Origin of the sequence: Nitrosomonas communis, from assembly GCF_001007935.1 — a bacterium.
In the GTDB taxonomy this organism is placed as follows: Bacteria; Pseudomonadota; Gammaproteobacteria; order Burkholderiales; family Nitrosomonadaceae; genus Nitrosomonas; species Nitrosomonas communis.
In genome coordinates, this window is the sequence record NZ_CP011451.1 from 3,611,212 (window position 1) to 3,635,960 (window position 24,749).

Genomic DNA, 24,749 nt, shown 5'->3' on the forward strand with positions numbered 1-24,749 from the left:
TTGATTTGGAAATGGAGTAACCTACAATTCAGTGGCTGAGAAAACCAGGGGATCAGGGACAACTAATTAGTGTCGGCCCGAAAACCCTCTTCTTCTATAATAAACATAGGGTTGCGTCTAATTCAAGAAAAGAAGATTGCTGAAAAATTGAGTGAAAGTGCCGTTATTAGGTGGTTTTGGCGTATTTTCAAGCAAAACAATTTCAAACTTCGATTCAAATCAGCGAAAATATTGTCCTCAAAGACAAACTTCGTTCAAGTGGAAATCAAATGCGCGTAGTGCAAAATACCCAGATGGAATTAGGTGAAATTGATGTATCCCACATCAAATTTGACTTGAGATCACGAGATGATATTCCGAAGATACTGCGCGGCTTACAGCACCTGTACCTGGATGAGGCATTGTGCCACAAAGTTTTTGCCTTACTGGAAAGTGAAATTGCCCCCAAGGTGGATAAGCACAATGGTCGTCCTGGCATGACCCTATGGAGTGTCCTGGTATGTGGCGTATTACGGCTGGACTTAAATGCTGATTATGACCGTCTGCACGAATTGGTCAACCAGCACAGGACCTTGCGCGCAATGTTGGGGCATAGTCTGTACGATGAAGACAAGCAATATGCCTATCAAACCCTGGTGGATAATGTCAGTTTGTTCACGCCAGAATTGCTGGACAGATTAAACCAGATCATCGTCGAGGGAGGGCATATCCTCATAAAAAAGGACGAAAGCGCCCTGCGTGGGCGGTGCGACTCCTTTGTGGTTGAAACCGATGTGCATTTTCCAACCGACATCAACTTATTGGGGGATGCCCTGCGCAAAGCGATTACGCTGACGGCGCGCTGGTGCGAAAGCCAGCACTTAAGCGACTGGCGGCAATATCGCTACAATCTACGTCAATTAAAACGACTTATGCGCAATGCACAGAGCAAGAAGCGCCGCAAAGCCGCAGACCAACAAAGCAACCTACAAACGATTCAAGCGTATCAGGCCTATATTGAGCAAGCCCAATGTTACGTGAAAAAAATTCAAACCACCTTAACCAAGCTGGCTACAACTGCTACGCGCGAGTTGCTGCAAAAGATTGAAATTGAAGACTACCTCCAACATGCCAAGCGCCAAATAGACCAAATTGAGCGTCGTGTTATCAAAGGCGAAATCATTCCTCACCAGGAAAAAGTATTCTCCATTTTTGAACCCCACACCGAATGGGTCAGTAAAGGCAAAGCCGGTGTGCCTGTCGAGTTAGGCGTCAAAGTGTGCATTCTGGAAGACCAGCATCAATTCATCTTGCACCATCACGTAATGGAAAGACAAACCGATGATCAAATTGCGGTAAACATGGTCACGCAAGCTAAAAAACGCTTTCCCATACTCAATGCCTGCAGCTTCGATAAAGGTTTTCATTCACCTGCTAACCAGGCTGAATTAGCCCAACATCTTGAGCAGGTTACGCTGCCCAAAAAAGGCAAACTATCCAAAGAGCGCAAAGCAATAGAACAAATGGAAGAATTTGTTAAAGCCCGTCGTGCGCACTCAGCAGTAGAGTCAGCAATCAATGCGCTGGAGGTGCACGGACTAGACAAATGCCCAGATCATGGCATGGGTGGTTTTAAACGTTACGTTGCACTGGCTATTGTCGCCAGAAATATCCGCCGAATAGGTGATATTCTATGGCAGCAGGATGTGGAGCGTGAGCGCAAAGCTATAAAACGTCATTTAAAAGCACCAACAAGCAGCTTAAGCTCTCCCGCTAACGCAAAAAACCGCCTGATTGCGAGCAATCAGTGGTGAGTGCTGGGTAGAAACCGTATTTTTCATGCCATGCCTCACAAAAATACAATCAGAGGCTTTTTTGGATGTATGGTTTCGTTGCATTTTTACAAAGGCACTTAAAAATTAAGCAGATTACTGGTGAAAAAATGGGGTTTTCGGACTGGCACTAATTATGCGCAACTATGATCAAAAAAAACCGCCCTATAAAGAGCGGTTTAAAATTTTGATCATTCTATTTAATTAATTAATTAATTATTTTTTTTGTTCATCGGCTTTATCAGGCATGGAATCACGCTCCATCATAGAACTAGGTGGATATTGAGCTGGTTTAGGATCACCACAAGCCGTCAATGCCAGCGCTGAAAGTATTGCTACTAAGAGTGCAGATTTCATTTTCTTTATCTCCTATATAAACAAATATGATGAATTAATTATATTTAAATATACAACACATCTTTGGTCATTCATATCTAGAATGACGCTATTCTTAATAACAGAATTATAATGTACTGTCCAGTAAATTAAATAATAATCTATTGAACATCGAGTATTATAAAGCATATTACAGCAGTTTATTCTTATAATACCCTAAGTAAAAACAGCGAGATAGATAAAATAAATCCAAGTATGACTATTCAGGTTTTACTATAAGAAGATCTGACCTACTTGTTATTACTATTTTACTGATTCTCCTGCTTCGGCTCTACAGAGTTTACTTTGTTCAATCTTAATAACTCATCAGAAATTACCATACAGACTTTATCCTAAAATAAAAAGTTTATTTTTGAGAAGAATCAGAACTCGATTTCTGACGGTAATTTTCCAGACGTGCTAATTCAAAATGGATAAAGGCTAATGCGGTTAATGTCGGAGCAAACAAATTCAGTACGGGTATAAATTGAATGAGACCAGTTAACAATCCTAAACCCCATAGTGATAATTTATTGGTAGCCAGTAAAATCTCTAACTCTTCTTTACTGGCGTGCTCTGATAATGCATCATAGCTAAATAACCGCTGATTTAAATAGGCTGCGGCTAAAAAAGACATTAACATTCCAATACCAACAAACCAAAAAGGTAAAGAAATACCCAACAATACAATAAATATAATAATTGCGGAAATAACGTGAACTAAACTACCCACCAGACTTCCTCCGTTTTTCCGCTGAAGTAGTGGATAATATCGCTTAGCAACAAAATCGATCAGTGACGACATAACAAATAGAGCAGTTATTATCATGGCAGTCACAATCACCAAAATAACAAGAATAATTACATTTAATATACTCCCTATACCATCAGTAATCTTGAGTAAGGCTGACTCATCAAACCACTCTTTCATGAAGGTAAATGAAATAATCTCTGCAATCCATTCAGCTGAAGGTGTCCAGAAAAAGACACCCACTATTAGCCAGAATAAGCTAGCTACTAAAAGAGGCCAAACCAGTATCCATAAAATTTTAACGTTAAAAAGATTACGAAAAGATAGTGAGAATGCATTAAAAATCTGTATCATGTAATATCGTTTTTAAGAATTCAAGACTCTTTTAAACTATAAAAGCTTATTAATTATATGCTCAAAAAAACATCAGTTATTTTTTATTTCGGGGGAAATGAATTAAGAATATAAATGTATAACATGTAATACAATGGATATTAGAAAAAGTATGGGTTATATATTTACACAAAGCAAAATAGTTTGGGTAAATATCACTTAATTATCAATATTTCTATTAAAAAGGATTTTTATCTTGAAAATAGAAAATACGAATTCAACGCGAGTAACCAGTATTAATAATGATGATGAGCAAAAATATAATGACAAAACTTCCTCTAACGATGAATCGCCATATTTTTCTCAATTAAAAAATAATTTGCATACTAACTCTTCTATTTTATCGCACCCCATCGAAAATAATAATAAAATTGTAGATACAGCTAAGGTGGCAAAGATTAGGCAAGCAATAATCGAGGGTCGCTTTAAAGTTAACCCAGAAGCAGTTGCTGACCGATTGTTAGAAACAGTAAAAGAGCTTATTGAATCGAAGAAAAATAATACATAATTTAAATGCAGTCGTTATTTGATGGAATATTTCTCCAACAAAATTAAAATTATAGGTGGATATTCTTGTATTACAAAAAATGATCAGAAATTACATTGGGTTGTATCACTTGTTTCAGCTTTAATTTTGCTTCACTAAAATATCATTAGAACCAAGTTATTCGATGACGTTAATAGAATCAATTATTAGCTTATACTAGGCATCATGCCTATAGAAGCGATAGAAATCACTCCTACTGAAGAATAAATAGGTTATCTGGAGAAAATGGTATAAAACCATAGCGCCAGGCGCAGGTAGATTAAGAAAGAATCATTTTAGCCTGTGCTACAGGCAAACAGAATAGAGCAATTACTGCAGAATGTGACTCCTTATTCCATTTCCAAATCAAAAATGACGCGAAGGCGAGCCGCAGACAGTATAAAAGTAATACGGCAAGGCGAAGCCGACAAAGTCAGTTTTGATTTTTTAGAAATGGAATTAGAATGGCGTGTCAGAAATAGCACGTAGCCAAAGCACGCTATTGCCAGACTTGAGAATGAGCGGTAACCCTGGCCAACCTGAAATATATGGTAAGCGTTTGGGCATAGACTGTTATCCAAACTGAAATAATCTACTTCTTTCGCCACAATCATCGAAAAAAATCACTTCACCGCATCAGCCCTCTTGAGCAATTTGTTATTTGCTTAAATATGTCAAAGCAAAGATCTAGCCAAAGCGTCCTGTAATATAATCTTCTGTTTGCTTGTTCTTTGGTTTGATAAAAATAGTGTCTGTTGTATCAAATTCTATTAACTGACCTAAATACATATAAGCAGTATAGTCAGAAACCCGAGCAGCTTGTTGCATATTATGAGTTACTATAAGTATGGTCACTTTATTTTTAAGATCAGCGATCAATTCTTCAATGCTGGCAGTTGCAATTGGGTCTAATGCCGAAGTAGGTTCATCAAATAATAATATTTCAGGGTCAGTTGCAAGCGCTCTTGCAATACATAATCGCTGCTGCTGTCCACCAGATAGATTAAAAGCAAGGTCATTCAGCCGATCTTTAACTTCATCCCACAAGGCTGCATTACGTAACGCATCCTCCACTTTCTCTTCCAACATTGCACGTTGCTTAACGCCTCTTACTTTCAACCCATAAGCGACATTTTCATAGATTGATTTAGGAAAAGGGTTCGGTTTTTGAAATACCATGCTGATACGCATTCTTACTTCAATCGGGTCAACATGAGAAGACAGAATATTCTCGTTGTCTGGGTAAAGAATGATCTCACCTTCATACCGATTACCTGTATAAAGATCGTGCATCCTATTAAAACATCGCAGAAAAGTAGATTTACCGCAGCCTGATGGGCCTATTAGTGCAGTTACCTGCTTTTCATGTAAAACCATATCAATATTTCTCAACGCATTAAAATCTCCATAATAAAAATTTAACTTTTTAACTATGGATTTATATTGAGCAGGAGAGAGTTTATTTGCTTCAGGTTCTACTAAATTATTTTTTACCATTTGATTTTTTTACGCATACGATAGCGAAGATAAATAGCCAATGCATTCATTGCAAGCGTCATAACAACCAGGACCAGTCCTGCTGCTGCTGCATTAAACTGAAACTCCTCTTCAGGTCGTGATACCCAATTAAACATTTGTATTGGCATTACCGTGAAAGGTGCTGTCAACCATTCAAATGATATAAATGGAAATTCACTTTTTATTGGAGAGGGAGGTAAGAATGCAATAAAAGTTAATGCGCCAATTGTTATAATAGGGGCTGTTTCACCAATTGCTCGAGCTAAGCCGATAATGATACCGGTCAAGATACCTGGTGCAGAATATGGTAATAAATGATCAGCAACTGTTTCCCACTTGGTGGCACCTAAAGCATAAGAACCTTCCCGAATCGCAACTGGAATAGATCGTATTGCCTCACGAGTTGCTACAATTACAATAGGTAAAATTAAAAGAGCCAGAGTTAATCCAGCAGCCAAAATACTCTGCCCCAGACCTAATTGATAAACAAACAGACCCAATGCTAATAAACCATAAATAATAGAAGGTACTCCCGCAAGGTTGGTAACATTAATTTCTATTAGTTCTGTGAATAAATTTCTAGGCGCATATTCTTCTAAATAAACTCCGGCAGCTACCCCAAGCGGGATAGCGGCCATTGCTGTAACCAACATTACTAGCGTAGTGCCAACCCACGCTGAAAGTATACCCGCAGATTCTGGGCGACGCGAAGGGAATGAAGTAAAAAAATCCCAGGATAAACGTGGTGCACCATCTATGAGCATTTGTGTAAATAAAGCAATAAATGTCAATATAGCGAGCATTAAAGCAAGCATACCCGAAATTAAAAAAATTAAATCCCAAAGTCTATGTCGGGCAATAACCACACGTAATTCTTCTAATTTCTTTTCATCACTCATAAATGCTGGTTAATAACAATAAAATTTTCAAAAAATACTTAACAAAGCATTGATAATAACTGCATCGATTTAATAGCGGCGGCCTAACTTAAATATAATCCGAATCCAATTTTAGAATAGTAGAAGCTTCTTTAATATGTCTCACGATATCGCTTACGTAGCAGATGACCAAGTATATTAAAAATTAATGTGATCAATAATAAAGTTAGCCCTGCTGCAAAAATAGTTTGGTAGCCAATACTACCATGTGGCAAATCACCCAAACTTACCTGAACAATATATGCAGTGATTGTTGCTGCTTGTTCCATGGGATTCCACGTTAGATTTGGTTGCATTCCAGCAGCAATAGCTACGACCATAGTTTCTCCAACTGCCCGAGAAATAGCTAAAATATAAGCAGCTGCGATACCTGAGAACGCTGCAGGCATTACCACTTTGATAGCCGTCTGAAACCTTGTGGCACCTATGGCATAAGAACCTTCCCGTAAATGCATTGGCACAGAACGCATCGCATCCTCAGTCATTGAACTTACATAAGGAATAATCATTATTCCCATTACTAGTCCAGCGGATAGCAAGCTAAACCCTGGTAGATCAGGAATAATTACCTGCAATAAGGGTGTAACGAATAAGAGAGCGAAATAACCATAAACGATGGTAGGGATACCACCTAGCAATTCCAGAAATGGTTTTGCAATCTCTCGTACCGTATATGATGCAAATTCAGAAAGGTAAATAGCTATCGTTGTACCTAATGGAAGCGCCACTAGAAGGGCAATAGTTGAACTTACTACTGTTCCTGAGACTAAGGGAAGAATTCCGTAATGCGCATCATCAAATAATGGTGTCCATTGTTTCTCTGTAAGAAATTCCCAAATTGAAACATGCTGAAAAAATGTGATCGATTCTTTTATCAGCATGAAAACAATAGAAAAGGTAATTACAACTGAAAAAAAAGCTGCCAAAAGTAGCAGCAGTTCTATAAATTTCTCTCTTAAATGGCGCTTATAGCTATACCGAAGATTACCAGTTGATCTGCCTCTCTTCTCACATGTACTCTTTATATTTTTTGAATACATATTAATTTTCTATATTAATTTAATTTGTTTTTATTCAAAAATAAGAATCAATTTGTTTTATGAGAAGCAGTCCATCGATATGATGTGATTCATTAATATTGAGTACTGAAAAATTCTACTCATAACTTAACTTCTTGCTAGAAATGTGTGATCACATTATGGAAGTTAATTAATCTTTATTTCACCAACTTTACTTTGTAAATAAAGAATTAATAAAATATTCCGCTGAAAAAAAAAAGAAATTCCCTCGCTCTCATCAACCTATCGATTCTGAAACGACGTTCACTCTATGAGTGAGCGTCGATATCATAATGATAAAGTCCTCCGATTTTGATGAGTCAAATATTAATTAATCATCATCATCGGAGCCTTCTTCGGAAGCATTTTCTTCAGCTTCTTCACTATTTCCCTCTTCTTCGTCATCTTCATCCTCAGCCTCCTCGTCTTCTTCCGGCTTCAACACCATCTTGCCAGCAGCTAGGCTCGCATTTAAATCCGTCATCGGAGCTTCTTCATGGACCAGGTTCTGATGGCAATCGATACAGGTGGCTCCCTCAGTTTCCATTTTCTTGTGCTCGGCCTGAGCGCTTTCGCCAGGTGGTTGCGGATCTTTATGACAGGTTCTGCAGGTGATGCTATCCCACTTTTTGAGGTTCATACGCGCATCATGCGCCATGATGAGTCGACGCTCATTGAATTTTTCCAATGTGGAATAATCATTAACCAGTTCAAGGTAGAGCTCACGCGCACCATCCACAATATGGGTGGCCACTGCCAGATGGAAGTTCTCAAAGCCTTGCGGAATATGACAATCCTTGCAGCCGGGATTAACGCCTAATGCGCCATAGTGTGAGGACTGCTTCAATTCTTTTTGCGGATAACTCATCGAGTGGCAGCTCGTACAGAATTCTTCTGTGGAAAGCGCTGCTTCCCCTCCGAATACGACGGCTACCAATACTATTCCCAGCAACCCGCCAATCAGCAAGCTGCCAATTGATCCTTTTTGTAGTGCGGTCATTATTCTTTTCCTTTTTTTACAGTTTTACTCTTCTTTTCCTTTTTCACCTTCTTTAGCACTGGCCTGGAATTCATCGTGATACTTGAATTTAGGTTCACCCACAAACACACCATCGAGTTTGAAGTGCTCGTGCATGGCTTTCACATCTTTGACCATTTTATCAAAGTCAAAGGCGTATTTCGGATCCACGTCCGGAGTAAAGGGGGTGTAAGGCGGTTTCGCATCTTTCCAGGGCGAACCTTCATAGTTCAGGTGACAGGCATTGCAGCTTTCTTCAAACGCAAAGTCTTGTCCTTTGTCTGCCAGGGTTTTACGCGGCGTGGTCTTGTTTGATTTCTCAAAAGCTTGCCCGGCCTTGCGGTGATCGCCACGGTAATTTTTGCCCGGTCCATGACAGGATTCACAGCCTACTCCTGTCAGCGGTTTTTTCGGGGCATCAATGCTATAGCCGCCTGTTTTGCCAAATCCGTCGACATGACAGCCGACGCAGTCTTTGTCCTGGGTATAGTCTTTCTCAGGATCCAGCTTGGCTTTGACTTTGGCTTCCTTTTTGGTATTGGGCTTGAGCGATTCCATCGCTTTGGCATGGGCGGTGTCTTTCCAGGATTTGGCTTGCGATTTGTGACAGTTGCTGCATTTGGTGCGACCTTCAAATGGGGCGTCTGAGGCGGCGATAGCAGCGCCTGTCATGAATGCAAACATGGCTGCGATAGCAACGGCATAGGCTGTAATGTACTTCATGTTCTCTCCTCTCTTTTAATTTGGGTCTTGATTATCATCCGGCTAAGCCTCAATTGTACGCGATCATCGGATTGTGTAAATGGTTTTGATGCGATCAGGGGTATTGGTTGGCGGCTCGCTTCATGGCAGCTTGTATACCCAGTATCCCCCTTGTTGATAAACGAGTTGCACCGCCTGGAGGTTCAGTGGCGGCTCTTTCTCAGTAAAAGGCAGCAGACGCGCCATGAGGGTCTGCGTGCTGGGCTCGTCGGCAAGAAAGAATGCCCGGATGTCGCGATCAGACAGGGATTGCAGGGTATAGGTGTTGTAATCATGTTCTTTCATCTCGACTTTCATGTGGTTGATCAGCCCATGGATATTGCCGGTCAGCATGAAGTTTTTGTAGGCAACGCCAAATTTGTCCGGGTGCAGCAGTCCTAATTTGTATAAGTCAGAGACATGGATCACGAGGTAGGCTTCCTGGTTGGGGCCAATCAGGTCACGCAGTTTGGCTGCGCCTGCTTCGGGCGGTTGCAGCAGGGCTTCAGTAAAGCGCTGGAACTGGTCTCGTTCTTGTGCGGTGGGCACACTGTGTGAAAGGTCGCTTTCATAGGTACGGATGGTGTCGGCATGCTGCTGCCAGCGCGCCGGAATGATGAGCGGTTCATTTAAGTGTGCGTTAAACAGGGTGTTGCGTTCGGACAGCAGGTGTATTTGACGCGAGGTATCCCACCAGGCCAGGATAAGGGCGTCCGGCGAGACGTATTTGCCGATGGCGCTGGCTAATGCGCTCAGCTCCGAGGGTTTGCGCTCCAGGGCAAGCAGCGGTTCTCCCGTTTGATTTTCCCAGTTGAGCAGTACCGGCCCTTCTTTTTCCTTTTGCCCGAAATAGGCCAGCGCAATGGGCTGGTCTTTTTCTGCTATGTGTATTTCATATTTGCTGACCTTGAGCGTCGGCCAGGCTTCCAGTTCGAGTTCCGGAAATTGGTTCGCTTCCCCTTCTGCGATCAGCTGGTAGTGATAGGGGGCTGTCTGCGGTGTCAGCCAGAGATAAGCAAACCAGCTAAGTAAAATGAAACCTCCCGTTACGAGCGTGATGCCTAGTAACGGGAGGAGCTTGTCTTGCCAGCGCCCCCCGGGGGGGCGCTGTTTGTCATTGGCAGTACTCAAGCTTTGTTTTGCTTACGTTTACGCCAGCCGATCAGCGCGAGCGTGCCAGCCAGCAGCAGGCCACCGCCGAGTCCGCCCAGTGAGATTTTTTCACTGTTGCTGTTCAGGTCAAGCAGACTGGTTTTGCTTCCTTCCAGTTTGTTGACGCGTTCCTGCAGGGTGAGCATTTCGCGCAGTCGGGTGTGTTCGTCCTGAATTTCGACATAGGCGCGATTCATTGGACCCCATCCTTCCGTATAGGTCCAGCCACCGGGGTTGACGTGGGCAAAGCCTACGTGCATTTTAGCAAGGTCGTTCTCAGCCATTTCGAGTACTTTGAGTTCCATCGAGGCCGGGTTGTTGCCTTTTGACCAGAACAGCTGGGTGAATTGGCCAAAGCCCGGTTTGTCAGGAGCAGGCGGGGCCGGACGGTTGGTTTTTTGTCCGGTCAGCAGGCCTTCATCGTAGAGCTTCTTGACGATGTCATGGGCTTCCTGATATTTGGCCAGGCCTTCGAGCGTGCCTTTGTCCATGAGTTCCAGGTAGGTGCGCGCAAAACGCTCGGAGTGACATTGACTACAGGTGGCTGCCCAGGAGTCGAGTCGTTTTTCTGACCATTCGCTGGTGATGTTTTCAGCCACACCGGGTACAAACGGATAGTTGGCCCAGCGTACTTTTCGTACCATGTTGTGCGCGTATTCGCCTTCATATTCCATGTGGCAGCTGGCACAGGTGGGGGCGCTTTGGCCGCCTTTTTCAAAGGCGTCTTTCAAGGGCACGTCCCAGTTCCATTTGTCGCCCATCATGGCGGTGACTTTGCCGTGTTTGGACATGGAGTAGGCTTCCCAGTTGTTGTGGTCTACCCCGCTGTGGCAGGTGGCGCAGGCTTCCGGTTTACGGGATTCTGCCGCAGAAAATTCATGCCGGGTATGACAGCCGTCACATTTGTTCTGGTTGTAGTGGCACATGGAGCAGCCTTCAGCCACTTCGCGCTGCGGCATAGCAGCCCAGACGGTGGTTTCGATGTTGGCTTTCCAGTCCAGTGCATGCGAGGGGCGTCCTTCCGGCCATTGTCCATTCGGGAAAATCATGGTGTCGCGTTCCGATTCACGCTCGGCAAATTCGCGCAGGTGACAGGTGCCGCAGGCGTCAGCGGTCGGCATGCGGATGTCTTTGGTGTGATCCGCTTTCTTCTTGGTGTTTATTTCGACGTGGCAGTCGATACAGCCTACTTCCTTCAGATTCTCCTTGGCACCCAGTTTACCGAGAGAACGCAGGTTATTTTCGACTTCCTCCAGCTTTTCCTTTTTGTAATATTTTGCATCTTCCGGTTTCAGTTTACGTACTTCGTCCAGGTTAGCATGGGTGCTGCGTTTCCAGGCTTGTACCCAGACCGGTGATTCGTCGGAGTGACATTCGACGCATTCTTGACGCGTGACGACTTCCTTGACCGATGAAGGGGATTTGTAAAAGGTGGTCGGGTCCAAATACATGCTATAGGGAATCGGCTCCCAGTATTCAGCCATCGTGCCACGTCCTGCTCCCTGAGCAGGATCCTTGTAGCGCTTGACCAGCGCGTCGTAGGTCTCCTTCGGCGTTGCCTTGCTACGATCCAGATTCAGTGCCTTGTATGTCTCATCCGGCACGGTCGACAGGTTCGCATGCACTGCTCCCGCCATCATTACTCCACAGGCTATCGCTAGCCCTTTCAGCCATTTTCTGGCATCCATTCCTCTCTCCTCCCTTCTTTGCTTTTTGTTTTTAATATATGAAATTTCTATCCAGAGCCAGATTATCACACCATAGCTTTAATCGAGCTTGCTAACCGGCTTTTATGCCGTGCGGCCTTGTTTTTATGAATAATCCCCTTATTTGCAATAGAATCCAAAACACTGGTTGATTTCTTAAACACAGTTTCAGCTAGTTCTTTATCACCAGATTCAATTGCTTTTCTTATGCTTTTGATCGCAGTTCGCATTCTGGATCGCAAACTAAAATTTTCCTCTCGCCTCACGACAGTTTGTCTAGCTCGTTTCTTGGCTTGTGCTGTGTTGGCCATATAATTCCTCAATCAATTTTTGCTAAAAAAACCTCGGATGTTACGTTTATTCTAAAAATAATGCAACATTACGTCATCATTAATATTCTTCGATTAAATTACTAACAGTAATCCACTCAAAAACCAAGTCTTCCATTATAGAATAGAATTTCTAATGGCCACCTCTAAAAATCTATATTTTCGAGCAATCCGCTTTGCGGATTGCTCGCTTATCCCGTCTCGCCATAATACTTCGTGGTTCACAAAAAATCTTCCTTATCTAAATCAGCTATATGCCGCGCCAACACTATTTGCTCTCGCCTGATCTTGGTTAGAACTCTGAACTTTTTTTAGAGGTGCACTAATATCTATCTGTTTTTTAGAAATATTCTGAAAAAGAATGCTAATATGCTCTTCTAATTTGAATTTTGCTTTATCCACTTCATCCATATCTATCGATATCCTGCCTCGCCTTACATCATAAAAGACTATCAGAATCTACCTAGACAGAATCATCTTTCATTGAAGATATATTCGCTGAAAATACGCGTTCACATCAGATTCATTTCATAATGGAAGACAGGGTAATCGCGCTTAAATTATCCCAATAACCTGACGTAAATACTCATTATCCCATCCGGCTTTTAAACGCTTGATCTTGATGCCAACCCTGGAGGTTTTTTCGGCCTTGATCAGATTCAGGGCGATATGCCGGATCACAGCCAGATTCGCAGCACTATGTCCCTTATTCGCAGCACTATGTCCCTTGCGAGTCCGATTGCTGTCTTCATCAAAGGCGATATCAAGCACCCAGTGCAAATTGTTCTCTATAGCCCAATGCGCCCGCACCACACGCTCTAATCGCTCCGGATCATTCGCATCAAGGCTACTGATGAAATAGCGTATTTCCTCGGTCACTTTGTTATCGGTTTCTCTTGTGGCGGTAATGGCAATAATGCTTCGTAAGCTTTTCCAGTCATGCCGTTCCTGGAGCCAGGCTATATCGGCTGTTGCTCGAATTGAGCGGGTTTCAATTCGGCCATGCTCACCTTCATAGCTAACCGAGGTTACTTTCGGCGATAAAGATGACGTGAAAAATGTCTTCACATCGTCGTGTAGGGTGCCCTGATTGCCTTTCAGGCTAAACACATCGTCACCGCCTTGCTGTTTAATCTGTTCGGCAATTTTCTTCTGGCAGCCTATGGCGTCGATCGTAATCACTGCCCCTGCGATATCAAGTCTTGAAAGCAATTTGGGAATGGCAGTGATTTCATTTGATTTGTCATCGACTTTAACCTGGCCTAACACCAGATGGTTGTGCTGAGCCCAAGCGCTGACCATATAGATGGCGGCTTTTTTTGAAGACTGGTCGAGGCTACGTCTTAAACACTTACCATCTATCGCAATCACTTCGCCTTCGGTGATGGTGGCCAGGTCAGCAACCCAGCGGGAAAAAAAAACGCTGAACTGCTCGGTATCAATGGCGGCGTAAACTTCTCCGAAGGTATCATGCGAAGGGATGCCATGCTTTAAACCCAGCAATTCGGTGAACCATGCCTCTTTTGCCAAGCCAAATTGTTCAATAGCAACCCACATCTGCACCACAAATCGTAGCGCAGATACTGATAAAGAAAATATCTTGTAGCTGATGTCTCTTTTGTCTGTTTATTCGCGGGTCTTGAATACTCGAAAAGTGATGGATAATGAAAGGTGTTGGCTTTACTGTCATTTAAAATCTAAATGATAACGTTATTACCTTATCTAAATTCTATTTTCAAGCACTTTTAAGCGCGATTGCCCTGTAATGGAAGAGGCTGGAAATTGACAATTCCGTATGAGTAGCATAATATCTCTGATTAATTTGTGTTTAAAAAGAAAACACTCCATATAAAAAGAGCGAGATAAGTCCAGTGAAAACCTTTTCAGCTAAACCACATGAAGTCCAACATGATTGGTTTGTTATAGATGCGACCGATAAAGTTTTGGGAAGATTAGCCGCAGCAATAGCACATCGTTTGCGGGGCAAACATAAAGCTATTTATACTCCTCATATTGATACAGGAGATTATATCGTTGTTGTTAATGTTGATAAGATCCGTGTAACGGGCAATAAAGCAGAAGATAAGAAATATTATCGTCATAGTGGCTATCCTGGAGGAATATACGAAACTAGTTTCAAGAAGATGCATGCACGTTTTCCTGGAAGACCTCTAGAAAAAGCAGTAAAAGGCATGTTACCTAAGGGTCCTTTAGGTTACGCTATGTTCAAAAAACTTAAAGTGTATGCAGGAGATACTCATCCTCATACCGCACAGCAACCAAAGTTATTAGAAATCAGGGCTTAATTTATGGCAATAAATTATAATTACGGGACTGGTCGCAGAAAAAGCGCTGTAGCTAGAGTCTTTATTAAACCAGGGAGTGGCTTATTTACCATTAATAATAAACCAGTTGATGAATATTTTTCACGTGAAACCGGACGCATGATTGTTCGTCAGCCGCTTGAGTTGACTGGCAACATGGCAAATCTAGATATTATGGTTAATCTCTGCGGTGGTGGGGAATCCGGACAAGCAGGTGCAGTGCGCCACGGAATAACCAGAGCTCTAATTGATTATGACGCTTCTCTTAAACCGGTTTTAAGCAAGGCAGGCTTTGTGACACGTGATGCACGTGAGGTTGAACGGAAGAAAGTTGGCTTACGTAAGGCGCGTCGACGCAAACAATTCTCTAAACGTTGATTTATTAAATTTTCCAAAAAAAGCCGCCCTATATTGGCGGCTTTTTTTGTTTTACCGGAATTAAAATATATTAAAATATATGTTCTAGTACACAGGAACTCTATGATAAAAGTCGGTATAGTGGGTGGGACAGGCTACACAGGAGTGGAGTTGTTACGCATTCTTGCACAACATCCGGAAGTTCAACTAAAAGTAATCACTTCACGGCAGGAAGCTGGCATGTCTGTGGATGAATTATTTCCCAGCTTACGCAAGCAAGTAACTCTTAAGTTTACTGATCCCGGCAAAGCAGAGCTAAATAAATGTGATATCGTTTTTTTTGCAACGCCCAATGGAGTTGCTATGCAACAGGCAAAAGCCTTGTACGATGCCGGCATTCTCGTAGTTGATTTATCTGCAGATTTTCGTATCAAAGATGTGGCAGAATGGGAAAAGTGGTATGGAATGTCTCATGCTTGCCCGGAATTAGTTGCAGAAGCAGTGTATGGTTTGCCTGAAATAAATCGTGAGCAAATAAAAAATGCGCGACTAATCGCTAATCCTGGTTGTTATCCTACCGCAGTGCAATTAGGTTTCCTGCCTTTAATTGAAGCTGGAGTAGTAGATATGAATCATCTGATTGCTGATACTAAATCAGGTGTATCCGGTGCAGGACGTAAAGCAGAAGTCCATACCTTATTTTCAGAAGCAGCTGATAATTTCAAGTCTTATGCAGTACCAGGGCATCGTCACCTACCTGAAATAAAGCAGGGTTTATCCAATATAGCTAAAAAACAGGTTGGTCTTACCTTTGTGCCTCATCTTACACCCATGATTCGTGGCATTCATGCAACACTCTATGCAAGACTGACCAAAAAGGTTGATTTGCAGACTTTATATATGGATCGTTACGCTAACGAACCATTTGTTGATATATTACCAGCAGGGAATCATCCAGAAACACGTTCTGTCCGAGGATCTAATTATTGCCGAATTGCAGTGCACCGTCCCCAAGATGGGGATATTGCGGTAATACTTTCGGTAACAGATAATCTCGTAAAAGGTGCAGCGGGGCAGGCAGTGCAAAATATGAATATCATATTTGGATTTCCAGAAACATTAGGGATTGAGCATATTCCCTTATTGCCTTAACCCTATTTTGAGCTTAATTTATCTATAAAATAAGAAACTGTTACAAAAAGAATACTTCTAAATCAAGTAAATCTTACTCATAAGTTAATTTTCTACATACCAAATAACAATACGCCTTATTCAAGATTTTTATTTAATCATAGATAAAATAGGTGGAATGATATGAGCACAATAAACACCCATTTAAATACTGAAAAGCAGTTACCTTTAATGTTTACTGCGAATGCAGCAGACAAAGTTAAGCATCTTATAGAAGAAGAAGGAAACCATAATTTAAAATTAAGAGTCTTTGTAAGCGGAGGGGGATGCTCAGGCTTTCAATATGGCTTTACTTTCGATGAAATCATCAATGAAGACGATTTTGTTATGGAAAAAGAAGGGGTAAAACTCTTAGTGGATTCAATGAGCTTTCAATATTTAATTGGTGCCGAAATTGATTACCAGGAAAACCCTCAGGGCGCACAGTTCATTATTAGAAATCCCTCTGCAGCAAGCACATGTGGTTGCGGCTCTTCTTTCTCTGTTTAATTGTTTAGCTATCGAAGTTTAGGCAGTATAAATTGCCCCGAGAATCCGATAGCCCTGTGCACCGGTAACTGCGGGAAGATTACTAGGCAATTTATTTATCGTTTGTTTGGCTAACCAGGCAAACGCAAACGCCTCCATCCAATCTGCATTGACCCCTAATACATCGGTCAGATTCACTTCTTTCCCGGGCAAAGCTGTCTTTAGCTCAGCTACCAGCTTGCCATTGCGGGCCCCTCCCCCACACAAATAAATTTCTTCAGCCTCTGGAAAATGAAGCCATATAGATAGAGCAATGGCTTCAACAGAAAGCTTCAGCAAGGTTGCCTGCACATCTTGGGGCGATTCTTTCCCATGCAAATAGCTTTTCAACCAATCACTATTAAATAGTTCTCTACCTGTACTTTTCGGTGGAGGTAGAGAGAAAAAGGGAAATGTCAGCAATGCTTCCAATAATTCTGGGAGAATACATCCTGTTGCGGCCCAAGATCCATTGTGATCATACAGGCTCCCTGTGTGCTGTAAACACCAGGCATCCAACAAGATATTTCCTGGACCACAATCAAAACCAATCACCTCCCGCTTAGGTGGAAGACTGGTAACGTTTGCAATACCGCCAATGTTCACTATAATGCGATGTTTTTCTGTATGGCCAAACATAACTTGATGAAATGCGGGTACCAAGGGCGCACCTTGCCCCCCTGCTGCGATATCACGACTTCTGAAATCTGCAACCACCGTAATGCCAGTCAGCTCAGCTAGAAGTGCGGCATTACCTAATTGGATACTATAAGCTCTTTCAGATTGGGGACAATGTCTCACAGTCTGACCATGACAACCAATAGCAGTAATATTTTGCGAGCTAACCCCACTTTTGCTTAGAAGCCCTTCTACTGCGTCAGCATATAATCTAGATAGTTTGTTACTTACTAATGCAGTACGATGCAGCTCATCATAGCCAGCTTGATTTAACGCCAACAGTTGCTCCCGTAAATATTGATCGTACATCACGAAATAAGTCTCGATCAAAGAAGGAGTCGAAGAATTAAAGTCGACTAATGCCGCATCTATTCCATCGAGGCTTGTTCCTGACATAATCCCAATATAAAGAGATGATCTCAAAAGATCCACCTACTAGACTGGAGAAAATTCGTAAAACTCAAGGATCAATTGGCGGAAGCGAAATTGGCATTACGAAGCAAATCTAAGCGAGCAACCAGCTCTTTGGTATCTCGATGAAACGCAGCTTTGTTTCTTTTGCTGATAGGGTACGCAGCAGGCATTACCACTTTTGATGGATCGCGCTGAACTCCATTGATACGGAGCTCATAATGTAGATGGGGTCCTGTTGCCATTCCGGTTGAACCAACATATCCAATCACTTCACCTTGCTTAACATATTTCATTTTTTGTATCCCTTTTTTGAAAGCGGATAAATGTCCATAAGCAGTACTGTATTCTCCCCGATGCTTCAATACGATCAGGTTACCATATCCATTCTTCCGCCCAGTGTATTCTATTGTTCCATCTGCCGTCGCCATCACAGGAGTCCCTGTTGGCGCAGCATAGTCGATGCCCTTATGAGCTCGCCATTGCTTCAATATCGGATGGAAACGAGCATTTGTAAATCCTGAACTGATCCGGGAAAACTCTAATGGCGCTCGCAAAAACGGTTTGCGTAAACTCTCGCCGGAAGGGGTATAGTAATCACCCTCATCATCAGAAGCCTGGAAATAGACGGCCCGGTAAGACTTACCCTTGTTGATAAACTCAGCCGCTAAAACACGTCCATATTGAGTATTCTCGCCATTATCATGAGAAGTCTCATAAACGACCGTGAAACGATCACCTTTTTGCAAGTCACGGTAAAAATCGATATCTGATGCAAAGATATTAGCAATCTGAATGGCGATATTTGTCGGCAATCCAGCAGCATCCGTAGCTGCAAACAAAGAACTTTCTATAACGCCAGATCCAACACTGACACCTGTGTTTACTCCAGCAGACTGCTCGCTCAATTCATAAGTGTCATCCACCTTCTCCATCAGGAATTGCTCACCATTGCCGTAAAAATATCGTAGCGCTAACAATTCCCCATCTGCTGTAGTTTCAGCATGAATGACTTCTCCAGGCTTGAGTTGCCGCATCGCTTTACTATCTTTGGCAACGCGCAAAAAATCAGTTTTATCCTGCTGATTAATTTCCAAGCGCGCAAGAATCGCAGCCATCGTATCCCCACGACGAATGTTCTCCTGACGCCAAAATGCACTATTCGTATCATCGGAAATGGCCATTTCAGGAAGCGGAAGAGTACGAACAATTTTACGTTCTGGAATATCTGGTAAAGAAGTATTGGGTGCGATGCCAAATGCAGTGACTATGCCAAATAGGGGCAGACTGGATAAGATTGTTAGCCAACGTAATCTTTTATGTATAAATACCGATGGCTTTTGCGCTAAAATCCTTATTTTATCGCGTGGTGACGTATATAGCATCTTATGTTACATCTCCTATTTGTTGTGAGCCGGCCGGTAAGTCTAGCACAAAAATGTGCAATCCCTAGCCTGGCATTCCATAGTAAACAAACTTAAAATAAGCAGATTTTTAAGACTCTAAAATAACCCATTGTATTTATTGTGATTAACTCAATCTCCGAACAACTAAAAATAATCAAACGCGGATGTCATGAGCTGCTGATAGAAGAAGAATTAATCCAAAAGCTCAAAGCAGACGCACCTTTGAGAATTAAAGCCGGATTTGATCCTACTGCACCTGATTTGCACTTGGGCCATACGGTATTACTGAATAAGTTACGCCAATTACAGGATATGGGCCATCATATTTTGTTTTTGATTGGTGATTTCACAGGAATGATAGGTGACCCTACTGGTAAAAATTCAACACGTCCTCCGTTAACACGTGAGGAAGTCGCGCAGAATGCCAAATCCTATACCACTCAGGTATTTAAAATCCTTAGATCCGATCAAACCGAAGTGGTGTTTAACTCTACCTGGATGGATAAACTTAACGCCGTCGATCTCATCAAACTTTCTGCAACTTACACGGTTGCCCGAATGCTGGAAAGAGATGACTTCAGCAAACGTTATCGTACTAATCAACCTATAGCTCTCCACGAGTTTCTCTACCCGCTTATTCAAGGCTATGACTCAGTTGCCCTCAAAGCCGATATCGAATTAGGTGGAACTGACCAAAAATTCAATTTATTGATGGGACGTGAATTACAGAAACATTTTGGTCAGCCACCCCAATGCATTCTCACCATGCCATTATTAGAAGGGCTGGATGGCATCAATAAAATGTCCAAATCCTTGAACAACTATGTTGGCATCACGGAAAGCGCTAATGATATCTTCGGAAAGCTCATGTCAGTTTCCGATACTTTGATGTGGCGCTATATCGAATTACTGTCATTTGAATCATTAGATACTATCCATCATTGGAAGCAGGAAGTAAAACAAGGTCGAAATCCACGAGAAATTAAAGTACTGTTTGCTCAGGAGATCGTAGCCCGCTTTTATAACAAAATGGATGCTGAGAAAGCACTGATTGATTTCGAAACCCGCTTCAAGAAAGGGGCGATACCTGATGATATTCCTGAAAAATTACTTCAGATTAATGAAGCAAATATTCCTATTGCCCAGTTATTAAAGCAATCTGGGTTGACGTCGAGTAGCAGCGAAGCATTACGCATGATTGAGCAAGGAGGAGTAAAGCTGAACGGAAATAAAATTATTGATAAGTCAATCCATCTAGCAGTGGGTGAAACATTCGTGGTCCAAGTAGGCAAGCGTAAATTCGCTAAAGTCACCATAGTTCCAACTAAATACTAGCATTTGTTATGCCTAAAACCAATCTACTCCTCAGCACTGGAAGGAAACAAAACTCTATTTTTTTGTGATAATGGGTAATCATTTTTTTCGCATCGCTAATGAAAAGACTCGACATATTTGATAATTCATGTATAATCCTTTGGCTATAAAAATAGTAGCCATCTTTTTAGATTCCATCGTTTCTGACCTTCTTCCGATTTTCCCACTACATAGTCTGGAAATTGTGTAATACCACTGGTTAGCTGCGATGTTTTATATCTGCGCCAGCGGTATTTGTTGCCTACGAGTTTCTGGTCTCAATCCCTGCTCGCGTATTTTTTATTTATACACATCAGGAAAAAAACGTGTCTTTTGAAGATTTGAATTTACATCCCTCTATTATTAAAGCCATTAATGAGTTAGGTTACACCTCTCCTACACCTATCCAACAACAAGCTATTCCAGAATTAATTCAAGGTCATGATGTCATGGCATCGGCTCAAACAGGCACTGGCAAAACAGCTGCATTCATGTTACCTGCACTGCATCGCCTGGCTACCCCTACAAAAGTACAAGGTCGTGGGCCGCGCATCCTTGTATTGACACCCACTCGTGAGTTAGCGTTGCAGGTCTCTGATGCAGCAAGCAAGTATGGCAAATATCTGTCTCGCATCAAAGTCGTTAGTATTTTGGGTGGCATGTCCTATTTTTTACAAAATAAATTATTATCTCAAACGGTAGATATTTTGGTCGCAACACCCGGTCGCCTAATCGATCATATTCAACGAGGACGTATTGATTTCTCACGGCTGGAAATGCTGGTATTAGACGAAGCAGATCGTATGCTTGACATGGGATTCGTTCATGATGTTGAAAGTATTGCTTCCACAACACCAGCAAGTCGCCAAACTTTATTATTCTCCGCTACACTAGACTCAACGATAGACAAAATTGCAGCACGATTACTGAAATCCCCTAAACGCATACAAGTTGCCTCACAACGCGCAAAACTTGAAAATATCGAGCAACGCCTTCATTATGTGGATGATCTCTTGCACAAAAATAAGCTGCTCGATCATTTATTGCGTGATCAATCGCTCAAGCAAGCTATCGTTTTTACCGCAACCAAGCGGGATGCAGACGATTTAGCTGACGATCTTGCAGCACAAGGGCATGAGGTTGGGGCACTTCATGGTGATATGAGTCAGCGTGAGCGTACACGTACGTTGACTAAATTGCGTAACGGAAGACTTCGTATACTGGTTGCCACGGACGTGGCAGCAAGAGGAATTGATATCGCCGATATCACTCACGTTATCAATTTTGATTTACCGAAATTTGCTGAAGACTATGTACATCGTATCGGGCGAACAGGCCGCGCTGGTGCTTCAGGTATTGCTGTTTCCTTCGCTTCCGGGAAAGATAGCATCAGCCTGAAAAGAATTGAACGCTTCACGGGTCAGCGTATTACCCCTTCTGTCATTCCAGGTATAGAACCAAAATTCAAGCCACGAATTCGGCAAAATGAAGGGAAAGCGCAGAAAGTTCCACATGTTGTTCATAAGCGCAATCGCTCTTGGGCATCAAATGAAAGAAATTCTTTTAACCACACCGATTCAAACAAGAACCATTCTCATAGATTCGAGCGCACCCCTAGTAACGATAGCAAGAAGCGCTCTTTTAGACGCCCAAATCAATTCAACTCGGGCATTTATGCTGAATCAAGCAATTAATTCAACCTGTAAGAATAATTCTAAAAGATCACTTTTAGGATAATCTGTAAAAAGAGAAGATAAATAACTACGGCAGATCACTGCCGTAGTATATCCCTTATTCACTACGAGTCATCTTGTGAGAGTGGGATATTTTTTACTTCTAATTGTATTTCCTTATTTGATCTGTTTGATTAAATCTTTCTAATAATCTACGCTTTTTTAGCATACGTAGCATCCAGTAAGCGGCAAAGCCTGCTAGAAGATGTTTAAGCGTATGGCCACTAATCATTTGACCGAAATGATAGATCTCCTCATCCAGTATTTCTGCCAGCTTAGCCAGACCGTAAAGAAAAATAATCACGTAAATATCTCGTCCTCGTGTATAGCGGGATGGAAACCAAATTGCCAATAAAATGATCGATAGTATCGAGCAGATTTGCACGACAATATAAAAATTCAGATTCCCGTCGCCCTGCAGCTCACTCCAGTACCAGTAAGTCACACTAGCTACCCCCATTATCAGCAATACCGGCAACCAGCGCAAACCTTGTTTGACACCTATCCGCTCCGTCATGGTTGCAGCTAATAAACCCATGATGGCAATGGTTATAGGGAATCTATCCCAAAATAAAGTATGGTTATCTGGTTGCCAATGATAATAAGCTGATCCCATACTTACTAAGATGATACTTAAAAATATGGTCATGTATGGCCAACATTCTGAGAAGGCAGAAAACGTTTTTTGTACGAGCAACACCTGCATACGCCTCAGAAAGACTAAGCCAGCTACCCCAACAAACAAAAAAGCCAGATTAGAAACAACGTTGAGAAAATTAGGAATACCCAGAAATGAGCGTCGGTCAATAAATTCATGATAGGAAAGAGGCTGAGGAATGGGTTGCAATATGGCAGCAACGAGTAATCCCATGATGAAAAGTAGTATCAGAATACAAAATCTGGTTTTCATGATCTTCAATTTTGATTGCAAGAGTCACCTTATTCCATTTCCAAATCAAATATAACGCGAGGCGAGCGGCAGACAGTATCAATCATAAGGCCAGGTGAAACCGGCAAAGTCAGTTTTGATTTATAAATGGAATAAGTACTTCCTTAACGCAATTGAATCACTGCTTCTTCAATCCGCTGCACCGCGATGATCTCAAGGCCAGGAATAGATTGTTTGGGCTGATTGGCTTTGGGAATAATCGCTTTAGCAAAGCCCAATTTGGCTGCCTCTTTTAATCGCTCCTGACCACGCTGAACAGGACGCACTTCTCCTGCCAAGCCGATTTCACCAAATACGACTATTTTTTCCGGCAATGGTTTGTTTTTCAGAGAAGAAACTATCGCAAGGACAACCGCCAAATCTGCACCAGGCTCTGTGATCTTGGCACCCCCCACCGCATTGATAAAAACATCCTGATCAAAGCAAGGAATACCTGCATGTCGATGCAATACAGCCAGTAACATCGCCAACCGATTTTGTTCTAATCCCACACTTAATCGCCTGGGGTTAGGCGCATGCGCAGCATCAACCAGCGCTTGGATCTCTACCAATAATGGACGCGACCCTTCTTGGGTTACCATCACACAGCTGCCTGACACTCGGCTATCATGATGGGAAAGAAATAAAGCTGAAGGGTTGCTCACTTCACGCAGACCCTTCTCGGTCATCGCAAAAACGCCCAATTCGTTGACGGCACCAAAGCGGTTTTTGAATGCCCGAATCAAACGAAAACTGGAATGGGTATCACCTTCAAAGTACAGTACGGTATCCACCATATGTTCAAGCACACGCGGTCCAGCAAGGGCACCTTCCTTGGTAACATGGCCAATTAAAAATATACAGACTCCTTGAGCCTTGGCTAACCGCGTCAACTGAGCAGCACATTCGCGCACCTGAGCAACTGACCCTGGCGCCGATTGTAGTGTATCCGAATAGATGGTCTGAATCGAATCAATTACAGCCACTTTGGGTTGATATTCAGCGAGGACTGCTTGAATGTTTTCCAATCGAATTTCGGTTAATAGTTTGACTGCTGACACCTCAAGCGTTAAACGTTTGGCACGTAGCGCAACTTGTTGTGCTGATTCCTCCCCACTGACATACAATACCTCATGCCGGGCCGACATGGCTGAGAGCGCCTGCAATAACAGTGTGGATTTACCAATACCGGGATCGCCACCCAGCAGGATGACCCCGCCTCGCACCAGCCCCCCCCCCAATACCCGATCAAATTCGGTCATCTCTGTCGAGTAACGCGGAGATTCTTCTGTTACAACCTCATTTAAATTGCATACTTGGCTGACCTCAGTTGCAGCAATAAAGCGAGAGCTATTTTTATCGAAACTCGTGTAACTCGTTTTCTCAGCAACGGCTTCTACTAGCGTGTTCCATTCTCGGCAATGCGGACACTGTCCCTGCCATTTCAAAGTTTGGCCACCACAGGCATTACAGAAATAGAGCGATTTAGATTTGGCCATCATTTACAGCCATTGCGTTATTATCCCGACCAAAAGAGCAAACGGA

General features: G+C 42.5%; 23 protein-coding genes and 1 pseudogene. 8 read left to right on the forward strand and 16 right to left on the reverse strand.

Going from position 1 to position 24,749, the window contains the following annotated elements:
- Positions 1-269 precede the first annotated feature (269 nt).
- Complete coding sequence (locus AAW31_RS16240) at positions 270-1,793, forward strand: ISNCY-like element ISNco1 family transposase (RefSeq protein WP_046851888.1); 1,524 nt, start codon at positions 270-272, stop codon at positions 1,791-1,793.
- A gap of 234 nt (positions 1,794-2,027) precedes the next feature.
- Here the strand turns inward: AAW31_RS16240 and AAW31_RS22310 are convergent, their stop codons facing one another.
- Positions 2,028-2,168: a hypothetical protein gene (locus AAW31_RS22310; RefSeq protein WP_170828999.1), complete on the reverse strand. Its 141-nt coding sequence runs from the start codon at positions 2,166-2,168 to the stop codon at positions 2,028-2,030.
- Positions 2,169-2,553: 385 nt separating this feature from the next.
- Positions 2,554-3,291, reverse strand: a complete 738-nt coding sequence (locus tag AAW31_RS16245) for an EI24 domain-containing protein (RefSeq protein ID WP_046851036.1) — start codon at positions 3,289-3,291, stop codon at positions 2,554-2,556.
- Positions 3,292-3,526: 235 nt separating this feature from the next.
- Here AAW31_RS16245 and flgM point away from each other — a divergent pair, with 235 nt between their 5' ends.
- The gene (gene flgM, locus AAW31_RS16250; RefSeq protein WP_046851037.1) at positions 3,527-3,838 is read left to right on the forward strand and encodes a flagellar biosynthesis anti-sigma factor FlgM; all 312 of its coding nucleotides are present in this window, start codon (positions 3,527-3,529) and stop codon (positions 3,836-3,838) included.
- 705 nt (positions 3,839-4,543) lie between these two features.
- Here flgM and pstB read toward each other — a convergent pair.
- The 10 genes and pseudogenes from pstB to AAW31_RS16300 all read right to left on the reverse strand — a co-directional run bounded on the left by pstB (position 4,544) and on the right by AAW31_RS16300 (position 14,006).
- Positions 4,544-5,353, reverse strand: coding sequence for a phosphate ABC transporter ATP-binding protein PstB (gene pstB / locus AAW31_RS16260; RefSeq protein ID WP_046851039.1), 810 nt, complete (start codon positions 5,351-5,353; stop codon positions 4,544-4,546).
- Positions 5,347-6,273: a phosphate ABC transporter permease PstA gene (gene pstA / locus AAW31_RS16265; RefSeq protein WP_046851040.1), complete on the reverse strand. Its 927-nt coding sequence runs from the start codon at positions 6,271-6,273 to the stop codon at positions 5,347-5,349. Before pstA ends, pstB begins: the two co-directional genes overlap by 7 nt.
- Positions 6,274-6,404: 131 nt before the next feature.
- Entirely contained in the window at positions 6,405-7,352 is a 948-nt protein-coding gene (gene pstC, locus AAW31_RS16270; protein ID WP_046851041.1) for a phosphate ABC transporter permease subunit PstC, read from the reverse strand.
- A gap of 349 nt (positions 7,353-7,701) precedes the next feature.
- Complete coding sequence (locus AAW31_RS16275) at positions 7,702-8,370, reverse strand: NapC/NirT family cytochrome c (protein ID WP_046851042.1); 669 nt, start codon at positions 8,368-8,370, stop codon at positions 7,702-7,704.
- A gap of 24 nt (positions 8,371-8,394) precedes the next feature.
- Complete coding sequence (gene cycA, locus AAW31_RS16280) at positions 8,395-9,111, reverse strand: cytochrome c-550 CycA (protein WP_046848851.1); 717 nt, start codon at positions 9,109-9,111, stop codon at positions 8,395-8,397.
- 120 nt (positions 9,112-9,231) lie between these two features.
- The gene (haoB, locus tag AAW31_RS16285) at positions 9,232-10,260 is read right to left on the reverse strand and encodes a hydroxylamine oxidation protein HaoB (RefSeq protein ID WP_046848852.1); all 1,029 of its coding nucleotides are present in this window, start codon (positions 10,258-10,260) and stop codon (positions 9,232-9,234) included.
- Entirely contained in the window at positions 10,257-11,969 is a 1,713-nt protein-coding gene (locus tag AAW31_RS16290) for a multiheme c-type cytochrome (protein WP_046851043.1), read from the reverse strand. Before AAW31_RS16290 ends, haoB begins: the two co-directional genes overlap by 4 nt.
- Before the next feature lie 65 nt (positions 11,970-12,034).
- Entirely contained in the window at positions 12,035-12,298 is a 264-nt protein-coding gene (gene rpsT / locus AAW31_RS16295; RefSeq protein ID WP_046851044.1) for a 30S ribosomal protein S20, read from the reverse strand.
- A 264-nt stretch (positions 12,299-12,562) separates the two neighbouring features.
- Positions 12,563-12,727 (reverse strand): hypothetical protein, encoded by a 165-nt coding sequence (locus tag AAW31_RS21520; RefSeq protein WP_158441575.1) that lies wholly within the window; start codon positions 12,725-12,727, stop codon positions 12,563-12,565.
- Positions 12,728-12,871: 144 nt separating this feature from the next.
- A pseudogene (locus AAW31_RS16300) lies at positions 12,872-14,006 on the reverse strand (ISAs1 family transposase).
- A 181-nt stretch (positions 14,007-14,187) separates the two neighbouring features.
- On the opposite strand from AAW31_RS16300, the gene rplM reads away from it, so the two are divergent.
- The 4 genes from rplM to erpA all read left to right on the forward strand — a co-directional run bounded on the left by rplM (position 14,188) and on the right by erpA (position 16,677).
- Positions 14,188-14,622, forward strand: coding sequence for a 50S ribosomal protein L13 (gene rplM / locus AAW31_RS16305; RefSeq protein WP_046851045.1), 435 nt, complete (start codon positions 14,188-14,190; stop codon positions 14,620-14,622).
- 3 nt (positions 14,623-14,625) lie between these two features.
- Entirely contained in the window at positions 14,626-15,018 is a 393-nt protein-coding gene (gene rpsI, locus AAW31_RS16310; protein WP_046851046.1) for a 30S ribosomal protein S9, read from the forward strand.
- Positions 15,019-15,120: 102 nt separating this feature from the next.
- Positions 15,121-16,149 (forward strand): N-acetyl-gamma-glutamyl-phosphate reductase, encoded by a 1,029-nt coding sequence (argC, locus tag AAW31_RS16315; RefSeq protein ID WP_046851047.1) that lies wholly within the window; start codon positions 15,121-15,123, stop codon positions 16,147-16,149.
- A gap of 162 nt (positions 16,150-16,311) precedes the next feature.
- Complete coding sequence (gene erpA / locus AAW31_RS16320; protein ID WP_046851048.1) at positions 16,312-16,677, forward strand: iron-sulfur cluster insertion protein ErpA; 366 nt, start codon at positions 16,312-16,314, stop codon at positions 16,675-16,677.
- 18 nt (positions 16,678-16,695) lie between these two features.
- Here erpA and AAW31_RS16325 read toward each other — a convergent pair whose 3' ends face one another.
- Complete coding sequence (locus tag AAW31_RS16325; protein ID WP_187426916.1) at positions 16,696-17,796, reverse strand: anhydro-N-acetylmuramic acid kinase; 1,101 nt, start codon at positions 17,794-17,796, stop codon at positions 16,696-16,698.
- A 44-nt stretch (positions 17,797-17,840) separates the two neighbouring features.
- On the reverse strand, positions 17,841-19,169 hold the full coding sequence (locus AAW31_RS16330) for an OapA family protein (protein WP_046851050.1): 1,329 nt from the start codon (positions 19,167-19,169) through the stop codon (positions 17,841-17,843).
- A 144-nt stretch (positions 19,170-19,313) separates the two neighbouring features.
- Between AAW31_RS16330 and tyrS the strand changes: the two genes are divergently transcribed.
- Entirely contained in the window at positions 19,314-20,525 is a 1,212-nt protein-coding gene (tyrS, locus tag AAW31_RS16335) for a tyrosine--tRNA ligase (RefSeq protein WP_046851889.1), read from the forward strand.
- 344 nt (positions 20,526-20,869) lie between these two features.
- Positions 20,870-22,237 (forward strand): DEAD/DEAH box helicase, encoded by a 1,368-nt coding sequence (locus AAW31_RS16340; RefSeq protein WP_046851051.1) that lies wholly within the window; start codon positions 20,870-20,872, stop codon positions 22,235-22,237.
- Positions 22,238-22,379: 142 nt separating this feature from the next.
- On the opposite strand, the gene AAW31_RS16345 is transcribed toward AAW31_RS16340, so the two are convergent.
- Both AAW31_RS16345 and radA read right to left on the reverse strand, forming a co-directional pair.
- Complete coding sequence (locus AAW31_RS16345) at positions 22,380-23,186, reverse strand: ceramidase domain-containing protein (protein WP_046851052.1); 807 nt, start codon at positions 23,184-23,186, stop codon at positions 22,380-22,382.
- A gap of 143 nt (positions 23,187-23,329) precedes the next feature.
- Positions 23,330-24,703, reverse strand: coding sequence for a DNA repair protein RadA (gene radA, locus AAW31_RS16350; RefSeq protein ID WP_046851890.1), 1,374 nt, complete (start codon positions 24,701-24,703; stop codon positions 23,330-23,332).
- Between the last annotated feature and the right edge of the window lie 46 nt (positions 24,704-24,749).

Bases quoted from the DNA above. Each gene is read 5' to 3' on its own strand.
- rpsI (WP_046851046.1), top strand. From the start codon at position 14,626: ATGGCAATAAATTATAATTACGGGACTGGTCGCAGAAAAAGCGCTGTA.
- AAW31_RS16240 (WP_046851888.1), top strand. From the start codon at position 270: ATGCGCGTAGTGCAAAATACCCAGATGGAATTAGGTGAAATTGATGTA.
- erpA (WP_046851048.1), top strand. From the start codon at position 16,312: ATGAGCACAATAAACACCCATTTAAATACTGAAAAGCAGTTACCTTTA.
- AAW31_RS16345 (WP_046851052.1), bottom strand. From the start codon at position 23,186: ATGAAAACCAGATTTTGTATTCTGATACTACTTTTCATCATGGGATTA.
- cycA (WP_046848851.1), bottom strand. From the start codon at position 9,111: ATGAAGTACATTACAGCCTATGCCGTTGCTATCGCAGCCATGTTTGCA.
- pstA (WP_046851040.1), bottom strand. From the start codon at position 6,273: ATGAGTGATGAAAAGAAATTAGAAGAATTACGTGTGGTTATTGCCCGA.
- AAW31_RS16290 (WP_046851043.1), bottom strand. From the start codon at position 11,969: ATGGATGCCAGAAAATGGCTGAAAGGGCTAGCGATAGCCTGTGGAGTA.
- radA (WP_046851890.1), bottom strand. From the start codon at position 24,703: ATGGCCAAATCTAAATCGCTCTATTTCTGTAATGCCTGTGGTGGCCAA.
- AAW31_RS16245 (WP_046851036.1), bottom strand. From the start codon at position 3,291: ATGATACAGATTTTTAATGCATTCTCACTATCTTTTCGTAATCTTTTT.
- AAW31_RS21520 (WP_158441575.1), bottom strand. From the start codon at position 12,727: ATGGATGAAGTGGATAAAGCAAAATTCAAATTAGAAGAGCATATTAGC.
- AAW31_RS16275 (WP_046851042.1), bottom strand. From the start codon at position 8,370: ATGACCGCACTACAAAAAGGATCAATTGGCAGCTTGCTGATTGGCGGG.
- pstC (WP_046851041.1), bottom strand. From the start codon at position 7,352: ATGTATTCAAAAAATATAAAGAGTACATGTGAGAAGAGAGGCAGATCA.
- argC (WP_046851047.1), top strand. From the start codon at position 15,121: ATGATAAAAGTCGGTATAGTGGGTGGGACAGGCTACACAGGAGTGGAG.
- AAW31_RS22310 (WP_170828999.1), bottom strand. From the start codon at position 2,168: ATGAAATCTGCACTCTTAGTAGCAATACTTTCAGCGCTGGCATTGACG.
- AAW31_RS16330 (WP_046851050.1), bottom strand. From the start codon at position 19,169: ATGCTATATACGTCACCACGCGATAAAATAAGGATTTTAGCGCAAAAG.
- pstB (WP_046851039.1), bottom strand. From the start codon at position 5,353: ATGGTAAAAAATAATTTAGTAGAACCTGAAGCAAATAAACTCTCTCCT.
- rpsT (WP_046851044.1), bottom strand. From the start codon at position 12,298: ATGGCCAACACAGCACAAGCCAAGAAACGAGCTAGACAAACTGTCGTG.